8 protein-coding genes are annotated in these 12,403 nt (G+C 72.4%); 7 read left to right on the top strand and 1 reads right to left on the bottom strand.

Features of this window, described 5'->3' with window-relative positions:
* Positions 1-148 precede the first annotated feature (148 nt).
* From ACOKM3_RS21375 to ACOKM3_RS21345, 7 genes are all read left to right on the top strand, one after another.
* Positions 149-1,348, top strand: coding sequence for an acyl-CoA dehydrogenase family protein (locus ACOKM3_RS21375; protein WP_426902665.1), 1,200 nt, complete (start codon positions 149-151; stop codon positions 1,346-1,348).
* 26 nt (positions 1,349-1,374) lie between these two features.
* Positions 1,375-2,340: a bifunctional MaoC family dehydratase N-terminal/OB-fold nucleic acid binding domain-containing protein gene (locus ACOKM3_RS21370; RefSeq protein ID WP_426906861.1), complete on the top strand. Its 966-nt coding sequence runs from the start codon at positions 1,375-1,377 to the stop codon at positions 2,338-2,340.
* Position 2,341: 1 nt separating this feature from the next.
* Entirely contained in the window at positions 2,342-3,421 is a 1,080-nt protein-coding gene (locus ACOKM3_RS21365; RefSeq protein WP_426902664.1) for an acyl-CoA dehydrogenase family protein, read from the top strand.
* A gap of 44 nt (positions 3,422-3,465) precedes the next feature.
* Positions 3,466-3,861, top strand: coding sequence for a MaoC family dehydratase (locus ACOKM3_RS21360; RefSeq protein WP_426906860.1), 396 nt, complete (start codon positions 3,466-3,468; stop codon positions 3,859-3,861).
* On the top strand, positions 3,858-5,024 hold the full coding sequence (locus ACOKM3_RS21355; protein WP_426902663.1) for a lipid-transfer protein: 1,167 nt from the start codon (positions 3,858-3,860) through the stop codon (positions 5,022-5,024). Before ACOKM3_RS21360 ends, ACOKM3_RS21355 begins: the two co-directional genes overlap by 4 nt.
* 202 nt (positions 5,025-5,226) lie before the next feature.
* Complete coding sequence (locus ACOKM3_RS21350) at positions 5,227-5,805, top strand: SigE family RNA polymerase sigma factor (RefSeq protein WP_426902662.1); 579 nt, start codon at positions 5,227-5,229, stop codon at positions 5,803-5,805.
* Positions 5,806-5,926: 121 nt separating this feature from the next.
* Entirely contained in the window at positions 5,927-7,579 is a 1,653-nt protein-coding gene (locus ACOKM3_RS21345) for a long-chain fatty acid--CoA ligase (protein WP_426902661.1), read from the top strand.
* Between the two features lie 87 nt (positions 7,580-7,666).
* Here the strand turns inward: ACOKM3_RS21345 and ACOKM3_RS21340 are convergent, their stop codons facing one another.
* The gene (locus ACOKM3_RS21340; protein WP_426902660.1) at positions 7,667-12,247 is read right to left on the bottom strand and encodes a PAS domain-containing protein; all 4,581 of its coding nucleotides are present in this window, start codon (positions 12,245-12,247) and stop codon (positions 7,667-7,669) included.
* Positions 12,248-12,403 lie beyond the last annotated feature (156 nt).

Here is a 12,403-nt window from a genome sequence, read left to right as displayed (position 1 = left end):
GCGCAGGCGTTTTTCACGACTACGCGCGCGTGCTCGACGGCGGGTGCGCGTGTGCCTGGCGGCGTGCCGATCTCTTGACACCCACCGGTATCTGACGGACAGTCAGAAACCCTTGTCGGTACGAGGCCAGTCCTGGAGGGCAGCCGCCGTGCACCTCGCCCCCACCGAGCGCCAGCGCGAGCTGCGCGCCCAACTGCGTGAGAGATTCCGTACGTTGATGCCCGGCGGGCCGCCCGCGGCCGACGATCCAAGCGGTCAGCGCCGGCTGCTGCGCCGCATCGGTGAAGAGGGCCTCCTGGGCCTCGGCTGGCCCGTCGAGTACGGCGGGCAGGGGCGCGGCGCGGACGAGCAGTTCGTCTTCTTCGACGAGGCGTACCGGGCCGGCGCGCCGGTCTCCATGGTCACGCTCAACACGGTCGGTCCGACGCTCATGAAGTACGGGACCGAGGAGCAGAAGGCCTACTTCCTGCCCCGGATCCTCAAGGGCGACCTGGTCTTCGCGATCGGCTACAGCGAGCCGTCGGCGGGCACGGACCTCGCGTCCCTGCGCACGCGCGCGGTGCGCGACGAGGCGAGCGGCGACTGGGTGATCGACGGGCAGAAGGTGTTCACGTCGAACGCGCAGAACGCCGACTGGATCTGGCTCGCCTGCCGCACCGACCCCGAGGCGCCCAAGCACAAGGGCATCTCGATCATCCTCGTGCCGACCGACGCGCCCGGTTTCTCGTGGACCCCGATCGACACCGTCGGCGGGCTGACCACGACGGCCACGTACTACGACGGGATCCGGGTCCCCGGCTCGAACCTCGTCGGCGAGGAGAACGCGGGCTGGAGCTTGATCACCAACCAGCTCAATCACGAGCGGGTCGCCCTCGCCGCGATCGGGATGCAGGCCGAGGACTTCTACGAGCGGGTGGTCGAGGCCGCCCGTACCCCCGATCCGGTGACCGGCGAGCGCCGCGTTGACTCGTCCTGGGTCCGGTCAGGGCTGGCCGAAGCGCATGCCCGGCTCGCGGCAACGCGCCTGCTCAACTGGCGTTTGGTGGGGGATGTCGGGGCGGGCCGACTGGCCCCCGGAGACGCCAGCGGCGTGAAGTTCGCGGGAACGGAATCCGCGGTCGAGACGTATCGAATATGTCAGCAGATCGCGGGCGAAGCCGGGTGGGTGCGGGCCGGTTCGCCCGGCGCGTTCGGCGATACGGGGGGCGGTGCGGCGGGTGTGGGTGACGGCGAGTTGGAGCGGATGAACCGCGCGGCGCAGATCAACACCTTCGGTGGCGGGGTGAGTGAGGTGCAGCGCGAGATCGTGGCGACGATGCGGCTCGGGATGCGGAGGGGGAAGCGGTGAGCGCGGGAGTTGCGGGGCAGGAGTTCATGGGGCACGAGCCCTTGGCGTACGAGAAGTTGAAGGCCTTCGAGGGGCGGGTCGCGGCCACCGAGGCCGAGGGCCTCGACCCGGTGAACGCGCCGATGATCCGGCACTGGTGCGAGGCCATGGGCGATACGAACCCCGCCTACGAGGGGCCGGACGCGATCGCACCGCCGACCATGCTGCAGGCCTGGACGATGGCGGGTCTGACCAGCTACGAGGGGCGCTCGCCGGCCCACGACGAGCTGTTCGCGCTGCTCGAGGGCGCGGGGTACACCTCGGTCGTCGCCACCGACTGCGAGCAGGAGTATCTGCGGCCGCTGCGGCCCGGTGACGTGATCACGTACGACTCGGTGATCGAGTCCGTCTCGCCGCTGAAGACGACGAAGCTGGGCACGGGGCACTTCATCACGACGCGGATGAACGTCCGGGTGGGCGGGGAGATCGCCGGGACGCATCTGTTCCGGATCTTGAAGTACACGCCGGCCAAGCGGAGTTCGGGCAAGCCTGCTGCGAAGAAGGACAAGCCACAGCGGCCGCGCCCCGTCATCAACCGGGACAACGCCGGCTTCTGGGAGGGCGTCACCGAGCACCGGCTGCTCATCCAGCGCTGCCGTGCGTGCGAGACGCTGCGCTTCCCCTGGCTGCCGGGGTGCAACACGTGCGGCGGGCAGGAGTGGGACACCGTCGAGGCGAGCGGCGAGGGCACCGTCTACAGCTACGTGGTCATGCACCACCCGCCCTTCCCCGCCTTCACTGTGTCTGATCATGGTGCTGACGCACCGGGTCCCTACGCGGTGGGGCTCATCGAGCTGGCCGAGGGCGTGCGCATGGTGAGCAACGTCGTGGGGGTGCCGAGCGACAAGGTGCGGATCGGGATGCCCGTACGGCTCGAATACCTCGCTGTGGACGACGAGTTGGAGCTGCCCGTCTTCCGCGTGGTCGACGAGGCCGAGGGCGGTGAGGTCTGACATGGACTTCACCCCTACCCCCGAGCAGGAGGCGGCGCGGGAGCTCGCCGCGCGGATCTTCGGGGATCTGTCCACGCCGGAGCGGCTCGCGGGCCCCGGCGGCGGCACGGACGGCGAGCTCTGGAAGGAGCTGGGTGCGGCGGGTCTCGCGGGCGCGGTGGAGGAGACCGGGCTGCTCGGGCTCGTCCTGATGCTGGAGGAGCAGGGCAGGACGACGGCGCAGGTGCCGTTCGCCGCGAGCTGTGTGTACGGCCTGTTGGCGGTGGCGGCGCACGGTACGGACGAGCAGCGGGAGCGGCTGCTGCCGGGGCTCCGGGACGGTTCGGCCGTGGCGGTGGGGGCGTTTCCCGCGCGCGGTGGGATCGTGGTGGACGCCCTTCCGGACGGGCGGGCGCGGCTGAGCGGGGCCGTGCCGTGGGTGCCGTGGCTGCGGGACGCGACGCACGTACTGGTGGCGGTGCGGGGCGGAACCGAAAAAGATGTCCACAGCCTGTGGATGGCGCGGGCGCGGGACGTCGGGTGCGAGCCGGTCGAGCTGACCGCACCCTGGTCCGCGGGGCGGCTCGTGCTCGACGGGGTGGAGGCCGAGCGGATCGGAGGCCCCGAGGCGTACGGGGACGTGCTCGCGGCCGCGCGGACCGCCTTCGCCGGACTTCAGGCCGGGGTCTGCGCGGGATCGCTCGACCGGGCCGTGGAGTACACGAACGAGCGGGAGCAGTTCGGCAGGCCGCTCGCCGCCAAGCAGGGCGTCCAACTGCGCGCCGCGGAGGCGTACATGGACATCGAGGCGATCCGGGTCACCGCGTACGAGGCGGCCTGGCGGCGCGACGAGGGACTCGACCACGAGAGCCATGCGCTGACCGCGGCCTGGTGGGCCTCGGAGGCGGGCAAGCGGGTCGTGCACACGGGCCAGCATCTGCACGGCGGCATGGGCGCCGACCTGGACCACCCGGTGCACCGGCACTTCCTGTGGGGCCGGCAGCTGGACGGATATCTGGGGTGCGGCGCCGAACTCCTGGAGGAGCTGGGCGAAGTGATCGCGTCGGGAGCGGGCGCGGCCGACGGAGGGGAGGCCGCATGAAGGCCGGAGCACGGTTCGGGACGAAGGCCGGAGCAGGGATCGAGGTGAAGGCCGGGGACGAGCTGGAGCCCTTGACGATCCCGATCACCCGGACGCTGATCGTCTCCGGGGCGATCGCGTCCCGCGACTACCAAGATGTGCACCACGACGCGGAGTTGGCCCAAAAGAAGGGCTCCCCCGACATCTTCATGAACATCCTCACGACGAACGGCCTGGTGGGGCGCTACATCACCGACCACTTCGGGCCCGCCGCCGTCCTTCGTAAGGTCGCGATACGGCTCGGGGCGCCCAACTATCCGGGCGACACCATGGTGTTGAGCGGAACGATCGCCGGGGTCGAGGGCGACACGGCGCAGGTGAAGATCGTCGGCAGGAACGGCATCGGCAGCCACGTCACCGGCACGGTCACGGTCACCGTCCCCGAGGGGAGCGCGGCATGAGCGTGCGCGGCAAGGACAGGCTCGGCGGGCAGGCGGCGATCGTCGGCATCGGAGCCACGGAGTTCTCCAAGGACTCCGGACGCAGCGAGCTGAAGCTCGCGGTGGAGGCGGTGCACGCGGCGCTCGACGACGCGGGCCTGTCGCCGTCCGATGTCGACGGCCTGGTCACGTTCACCATGGACACCAACCCGGAGATCACCGTGGCGCAGGCCGCGGGCATGGGGGAGCTCTCCTTCTTCTCGCGGGTGCACTACGGAGGCGGCGCGGCCTGCGGCACCGTGCAGCAGGCGGCCCTCGCGGTGGCGAGCGGCGTGGCCGACGTGGTGGTCTGCTACCGCGCCTTCAACGAGCGTTCGGGCCGGCGCTTCGGCTCGGGCGTGCAGCACAGGGAGCCGTCGGCGGAGGGCGCGGCGCTCGGCTGGAATCTGCCGTTCGGGCTGCTCACCCCGGCGTCCTGGGTGGCGATGACGGCGCAGCGCTATCTGCACACGTACGGGCTGACCCCCGAGGCCTTCGGCCATGTCGCGGTCACCGACCGCAAGTACGCGGCGACGAACCCGGCGGCGTACTTCTACGAGAAGCCGATCACGCTCGCCGACCACGCGGAGTCCCGCTGGATCGTCGATCCGCTGCGGCTGCTCGACTGCTGCCAGGAGACGGACGGCGGGCAGGCGATCGTCGTCACCAGCGTGGAGCGGGCCCGCGATCTGCCGAACCCGCCCGCGGTGATCCGGGCGGCGGCGCAGGGCGCGGGCCGCGCGCAGGAGCAGATGACGAGCTTCTACCGGGACGAGCTGACGGGCCTGCCCGAGATGAGCGTCGTGGCGCGGCAGTTGTGGCGCACGTCGGGGCTCGGCCCCGACGGGATCGACGTGGGGATCCTCTACGACCACTTCACGCCGTTCGTGCTCATGCAGCTGGAGGAGTTCGGCTTCTGCGCTCCGGGCGAGGCGTCCGGGTTCGTGGCGGAGGAGAGACTGCCGCTCAACACCCACGGCGGGCAGTTGGGCGAGGCGTATCTGCACGGTATGAACGGGATAGCGGAGGGCGTGCGACAGGTGCGCGGCACGGCCGTGAACCAGATACCCGGTGCGGCCACCGCGCTGGTCACGGCGGGCACCGGGGTCCCCACGTCGGGTCTTGTCCTGGGGGTGGACGGCTGACCGGGGTGCGTGCGCCGGCTTCCGCCCGCGAGGAGACGGGCCCGCTCGCGCGAAGGGGAGTCAGGGCCGTCCCCCAGGGGACGTCACCCCCGACTCCACCTTCAGGAGGTGGGGCCAGCACCCCTCGTACAACCTGAGGCGGACGCCGCTTCGGGACCTCCGGCCGATCCCCGGAAGTAGGGGGCGCTCATAGCGTGGAGCCATGACCGCAACTCTGGCGCCTGTACGCACCAGCGCAGCCGAGGCCGCGCCGCGCACCCATTCCGTGACGCGCCCGGCACCCGCGATGTACCCGTCGTTCGCGTCGTACGTCCGGGCGCGCCAGCCGGTGCTGCTGCGCACCGCCCGGTCGCTGACGTCGAACCCGTGCGATGCCGAGGACCTGCTGCAGACCGCGCTTGCGAAGACGTACGTCGCGTGGGACCGGATCGAGGACCACCGGGCGCTCGACGGGTATGTGCGCAGGGCCCTGCTGAACACCCGGACCTCGCAGTGGCGCAAGCGCAAGGTCGACGAGTTCGTCTGCGACGAGCTGCCGGAGCACCGGGAGGCGCCGGCCGGGGACCCCGCCGAGCAGCAGGCGCTGCACGACGCGATGTGGCGCGCCATCACCAAACTGCCCGCGCGGCAGCGGGCGATGGTCGTCCTGCGCTATTACGAGGACCTGAGCGAGGCCCAGACTGCCCAGGTGCTCGGCGTCTCCATCGGCACCGTGAAGAGCGCGGTGTCGCGGGCGCTCGGCAAGCTCCGCGAGGACCCGGAACTGCGGCACACGGCGTGACCAGCGGCGCTTCCCGAGTGATTCGGTGATCGATCATTCCCGGAAGTAGTGACATACCGCGTGGTATGCAGTGAGAATCGGCGGAACCTTACTGCTCCGTAGCGCCCACCGGGAGGACGCCGTGCTGAGCACGATGCAGGACGTACCGCTGACCGTGACCCGCATTCTGCAACACGGCGCGCGGGTGCACGGTTCGTCCCAGATCACCACGTGGACCGGCGAGGCGGAGCCGCACCGCCGCAGCTTCCGCGAAGCCGCCGAGCGCGCGGGCCGGCTCGCGAACGCGCTGCGCGACGAGCTCGGCGTGCGCGAGGACGACCGGGTCGCCACGCTGATGTGGAACAACGCGGAGCACGTCGAGGCGTACTTCGCCGTGCCGTGCATGGGCGCGATCCTGCACACGCTCAATCTGCGGCTGCCCGCCGAGCAGTTGGCGTGGATCGTGAACCACGCCGCAGACAAGGTCGTCCTCGTCAACGGCTCGCTGCTCCCGATGATCGCCCCGCTGCTCTCGAAGCTGCCGACGGTCGAGCACATCGTGGTGTCCGGGCCCGGCGACCGCTCCGTACTCGACGGTGCCCAGGCACAGGTGCACGAGTACGAGGAGCTGATCGCGGACCGGCCGACCGCGTACGACTGGCCGGAGCTGGACGAACGCCGGGCGGCGGCCATGTGCTACACCTCCGGCACCACGGGCGACCCGAAGGGCGTCGTCTACTCGCACCGCTCCATCTACCTGCACTCCATGCAGGTCAACATGACGCAGTCGATGGGCCTCACGGACGCCGACACCTCGCTCGTCGTCGTCCCCCAGTTCCACGTCAACGCCTGGGGACTGCCGCACGCCACGTTCATGACCGGCGTGAACATGCTGATGCCGGACCGCTTCCTGCAGCCCGCACCGCTCGCCGAGATGATCGAGTCCGAGCGCCCCACGCACGCCGCGGCCGTCCCCACCATCTGGCAGGGTCTGCTCGCAGAGCTCACAGCCAAGCCGCGCGACGTCTCCACGCTCACGCAGGTCACCATCGGCGGGGCCGCCTGTCCGCCCTCGCTGATGAAGGCCTTCGACGACCTCGGCATGCGCGTCTGTCACGCCTGGGGCATGACGGAGACCTCCCCGCTCGGCACCGTCGCCCGTCCCCCGGCGAGCGCCGAGCCGGGCAGCGAGGAGGAGTTCGCGTACCGGCTCACGCAGGGCCGCTTCCCGGCCGGCGTCGAGGGGCGGCTCACCGGCCCCGGCGGCGAGCAGCTGCCCTGGGACGGCGAGTCCGCGGGTGAGCTGGAGGTGCGCGGCCCCTGGATCGCGGGCGCCTACTACGGCGGCTACGGCAATGAAGTGCTGCGCCCCGAGGACAAGTTCAGCGAGGACGGCTGGCTGAAGACCGGCGACGTCGGCACCATCAGCCCCGACGGCTTCCTCACGCTCACCGACCGCGCCAAGGACGTCATCAAGTCCGGCGGTGAGTGGATCTCCAGCGTCGACCTGGAGAACGCGCTGATGTCCCACCCGGACGTCGCCGAGGCCGCGGTCGTCGCCGTCCCCGACGACAAATGGGGCGAACGGCCGCTCGCCACGGTGGTGTTGAAGGAGGGGTCGAGCGCCGACTTCGAGACGCTGCGTGCGTTCCTCGCCGAGAAGGTCGCCAAGTGGCAGCTGCCGGAGCGCTGGACGATCATCCCCGCGGTCCCGAAGACCAGCGTCGGCAAGTTCGACAAGAAGGTGCTGCGCAAGCAGTACGCGGAGGGGGACCTGGACGTCACCAGGCTGTGACGGCCTGTTTCACGTGAAACGGGGGCGGCCCGAAAGGGCCGCCCCCGTACGTGTGTTGAGACTCAGTTCGTGCCGATCTTCATAGGCTCAGTTCGTGCCGATCTTCGCCAGTACGTCCACGATCCGGCCCTGCACCTCGGTGCTCGTCGAACGCTCCGCCAGGAACAGCACCGTCTCCCCCGCCGCGAGCCGCGGCAGTTCGGCGGGTTCCACGGCGGCCGTGTAGACGACCAGCGGAGTGCGGTTCAACTGCCCGTTCGCGCGCAGCCAGTCGATGATGCCGGCCTGCCGGCGACGTACCTGCAGCAGATCCATGACCACGAGGTTCGGCCGCAGCTCGGACGCGATGGCCACCGCGTCCGCGTCGTTCGCGGCCCGCTCGACCTGCATCCCGCGCCGCTCCAGGGTCGCGGTCAGGGCGAGCGCGATCTCCTCGTGCTCCTCGATCAGCAGCACCCGCGGCGGGTGCTGCTCGCTGTCCCGAGGCGCGAGCGCCTTGAGCAGCACGGCGGGGTCGGCGCCGTACGCCGCCTCGCGCGTCGCCTGCCCGAGGCCCGCGGTCACCAGGACCGGCACCTCGGCCGCGACCGCCGCCTGGCGCAGCGACTGCAGCGCGGTCCGCGTGATCGGTCCGGTCAGCGGGTCCACGAACAGCGCGGCGGGGAACGCCGCGATCTGCGCGTCGACCTCCTCACGGGAGTGCACGGTCACCGGGCGGTAGCCACGGTCGCTCAGCGCCTGCTGCGTCGCCACGTCCGGCGCGGGCCAGACGAGGAGGCGGCGCGGGTTGTCGAGCGGCTCGGGCGGCAACTCGTCGTCCATCGGCATCGGCTGCGGCCGGTTCGCGACCTCCACGGCACCGCCGGGGCCGTCCAGCGGCTCCGGGCCCTCGACGCCGTCCTGGTCGGGTGCGCCGATCGCGTACGCGCGGCCGCCGCCCTCGGAGGCGTTCGGCGAGAGGAGCGGGGGCTGCGGGTGCGGCCGGGCCTGCGTGCCCTGCGGGGGCGTGCCGGGAGCGGTGCCCTGGGGCGGGGTGTTCGGCTGCGGGGTGTTCTGCGCCGGGGGCTGCGTGGTGCTGCCGGTGTCCGGCTGCTCCTTGCGGCCGTCCTGGCGGCTTTCCTGACGGTTCTCCTGGCGGTTGGACAGCTTGCGCCGCCGCCCGGAGCCGCCGAGCGTGCCGCCGGACGTTCCCGAACCGCCCTGCGTCTGGCCCTGTGCCTGTCCCTGCGCGGGGCTCTGCTGCGGCGCGGTGTTCGGCCGCGGCGGGGCCTGCGGCGGGAGCGGCTGGGGAGCCGGCGGCTGCGGACGACGCTGCTGCGAGACCTGGCGTCCGAACGGCACGCCCTGCCCCAGCGTGCGCACGCTGAAGGCGCGCCCCTGCGTCGAGTTCGTGTCGCCGGACGGGGCCTGGTCCTGAGCCTGCGGCTTCGGGGCCTCGGCGGGCAGCGGCTGGGCCGCGGCGGGGGCCGGGGCGCTCTCGGCGGGGGCCGTCGGGGCGCTTTCCGACTCGTCGGCCGGGGCACTCTTCGGCTCCGGCTGGGGCTGCGGCTGTGGCTGCGGTTCCGGCTGGGCCACCGGCTGAGTCGCCGGCTCGGGCTCCGGCTGGGGGGCCGGCTGCGTAGTCGGCTGAGGCTGTGCCTGGTTCGAGGCCTGGGCCTGAGCCCGGGCTTGGCCCTGGTCCTGGGCTTGTCCCCGTCCCTGGCCCTGCTCCTGGTCCGCCGCCAGTGCCTCCGGCTTGTTGACCGGCCTGCCGCCCGGCTTGTTCTCCGGCGGCAGCGCGGTGCCCGCGCCACCCGTCGTGGGCGTGCCCAGGGCAGGCGTGGGCTGCGCCGGGTGCGGCTGCGGCGGCGTGTGGTCCTGCGCCGGGTGCGCCTTGGCGGTGTCGTGCTGGTGCGCCTCGTCCGGCAACGGGAGGGGCTGCGGCTGCGGCTGCACGCCGCTTTCCTGCGGGGCGTCCTTCGCATCCTGCGCGCCCTGCACGTCCTGCGATACGTCGCCGGGGGCGGCCTGCACATCGGCCTGCGCACCGGGCTGCGCCTCGGCCCGCACTTCGGCATCGGCATCGGCAACGGGATTGGCCTCCGCCGGGGCCTCCGCCGGGGCCTCCGGCGTGCGGTCCGCCTCGGCGGGCGGCAGCGCGAACACCTCGCGCGGACCCGCCTGCTGGGCCCTCGCCTGCTGCCCACGCCCGTGAGCACCCTGTGCGTTCTGCGCGTTCTGCGGAGCCTGCGCGTCCTGCGTGCCCTGAGCCGGCTGGGAACTGCCGAGCGCACGCCGCGCCCGACGCCCGGACGGCTGCCCGGCACCGGCCCCGGCCAACTCCAGCTCACCCTGCGCCGGTTCGGCACCCTGCTCGGGAGTGGACCCGGACGGCAGCGCGGGCAGGGCGGCCTGCTCCTGGCCTCCGGCGCGTCGGGCCCTGCGCCCGGTCGGCGCGGGCACGCCCTGCGGCGGCACCGTCTCGCCCAACGCCGGGGAAGCCGTCTCGTGTTCGGCCGAGGTCACCACGGAGCCCTGGGCGGCAGCCTCCTCCGGCGCGGGGCGTCCGCGCCTGCGGCCCGTACCGCTGGAGGGAGTCGCCGTCGGCTGCCCGGCGCCCGACACGCTGCTCTCCAGGAACGCGTCCGTCGAGGGCCCGGCGGCCCGCCGCGCCCTGCGGCGCCTGCTGCCTCCACCGGTGGCCTGCGCGGGAAGGTTCGCGCTCGCCTCGGCGGAGGCCTCCTGGGACCCGGTGGCCTCGGAGCCCTCCACGGAGACGTTGGCGGGCTCGCCGCCGGGAGCCGCGGAGGGCCCGGCCTCCTGGTCGGGAACGCCACCGGCCTCGGGAACGTCGGGGACGATCCCGGCAGCGGGAACGGGCCCGCCCTCGGGAACGACCCCGGCCCCCGTGCCGATCGGCACTTCGAGTACGTACGCGCTGCCGCTCATCCCCGGCATCTCGTGCGTCTGCAGCACACCGCCGTGCGCCCGCACGATGCCCTGCACGATCGGCTCGTGCACCGGGTCACCGCCCGAGTAGGGGCCGCGTACCTCGATACGTACATTCGCGCCCCGCTGCGCGGCGGCCACGACGACGGTCGAGTCGACGTATCCGGGCGTGGCGGGCGTCCGAGCGTTGCCGGTCGCGTCGATCCCGGCGACGTCGGCGATCAGGTGCGCGAGCGCGGTCGCGAGCCGTCCCGCGTCCACCTCGGCCTCGATCGGCGGCGCGTGCACGGCGAACTGCACGCGGCCGGGACCGATCAGCTCGACGGCCCCGTCGACACCGGCGGCCACGACGGCGTCGAACATGACGTTCGTACGGGAGAGCAGGGAACCGCCCTCGTCCAGGGTCTGGTAGGCCAGCACGTTGTCGACGAGCGTCGTCATCCGCGAGTAGCCGGCGGCCAGATGGTGCAGCACCTGGTTGGCCTCGGGCCACAACTGGCCCGCGTCGTCGGCGGCGAGCTGGCTCAGCTCGTGCCGCAGCTCGTCCAACGGCCCGCGCAGCGACTGCCCGAGCACGGCGAGCAGCTGCGTGTGGCGTGCCGCCAGGGCCTCGTAGCGGTCCTTCTCGCGCTCCGCGAGCGCGGCGCCCCGTTCCTTCTCGGCGGACAGCTCCTCGGCGTGCTGCTCGCGGACGGCGGCGAGCTCGCCGGTCAGCTCCTCGCGTACGGACGTGAGCTCGGAGCCCAGCTCCTCGCGCACCCGCGCCAGCTCGGCGGCGCCCTCTTCGGTGACCCGCGCCAGCTCGGCAGCGCTCTCCTCGGTGACCCGCCGCAGCTCGGCGGCGTGCTCCTCGCGCTCCCGCTCGGCGGCCTCGTCGCGCCGGGCGATCTCCTCGGCGTGCTCGACGGACAGCTTCTCGACGGAGCTGCGGTCGGCGAACGTCATGACGGCGCCGACCAGTTGGTCCCCGTCGCGCACCGGCGCCGTCGTCATGTCGACGGGCACCTTGGCGCCGTTCTTGGCCCACAGCACCTGGCCGCGCACCCGGTGCTTGCGTCCGGAGCGCAGCGTGTCGGCGAGCGGGGACTCCTCGTACGGGAACGGTTCGCCGTCCGGACGCGAGTGCAGGATGAGCGGGTGCAGCTCCTGGCCACCGAGATCGCTGGCCCGGAAGCCGAGGATCTGCGCGGCGGCGGGATTGACGAGAACGATCCGCCCGTCGGTGTCGGTGCCCACGACGCCCTCGGAAGCGGCACGCAGAATCATCTCGGTCTGCCGCTGCGAACGGGCCAGTTCGGCCTCGGTGTCGACGGCTCCCGACAGGTCCCGCACGACGAGCATGAGCAGCTCGGAGCCGCTGTAGCTCTGGCCGCCACTGGAGCCGTACGGGTCCACCGCGTCCCGAGCGCCGTCGGAGAGGTTCGCGGAGGTCACCTCGACGGGGAACTCGCTGGCGTCGGTGCGCCGCGCGGTCATCCGCGTCGGCTTGGTCCGCCCGCGTTCGTCGGTCACGGTGTCGGGCCGGCGCATGGAGCCGGGGATCAGCCGTGAGTCGAACTCGGGCAGCAGGTCGAGCAGGCCGCGCCCCACAAGTGCCGTGCCCGGAGCCTCGAAGGACTCCAGGGCGATGGAGTTGGCGTTGACCACGGTTCCGTTGGTGTTGACGAGCAACAACCCGTCCGGAAGCGCGTCAAGTATGGCTGCGAGGCGAGCAGCGCCTCGGGATGGCCTGCTGCTCACGACGACGGTTCCTCCCTGATTACTGCGACTTGCCGACCGCGCGGACCATCCTGCCTCGTGGTCCGCGGCGTATCACGGGAGGGAGTCTACGGGCAGAGGTTGGACTGGAGGCGCCGGATGCGACGGAGCCCACGTAGAGGATGTGGGGATCCCGAG

It is taken from the genome of Streptomyces nidicola (assembly GCF_050106155.1).
Classification (GTDB): domain Bacteria; phylum Actinomycetota; class Actinomycetes; order Streptomycetales; family Streptomycetaceae; genus Streptomyces.
This window is presented reverse-complemented; position numbering and strand designations above follow the sequence as displayed.

Coding starts and splice junctions, on each gene's coding strand:
- ACOKM3_RS21370 (WP_426906861.1), top strand. CDS start 1,375: ATGGGGCACGAGCCCTTGGCGTACGAGAAGTTGAAGGCCTTCGAGGGG.
- ACOKM3_RS21365 (WP_426902664.1), top strand. CDS start 2,342: ATGGACTTCACCCCTACCCCCGAGCAGGAGGCGGCGCGGGAGCTCGCC.
- ACOKM3_RS21355 (WP_426902663.1), top strand. CDS start 3,858: ATGAGCGTGCGCGGCAAGGACAGGCTCGGCGGGCAGGCGGCGATCGTC.
- ACOKM3_RS21350 (WP_426902662.1), top strand. CDS start 5,227: ATGACCGCAACTCTGGCGCCTGTACGCACCAGCGCAGCCGAGGCCGCG.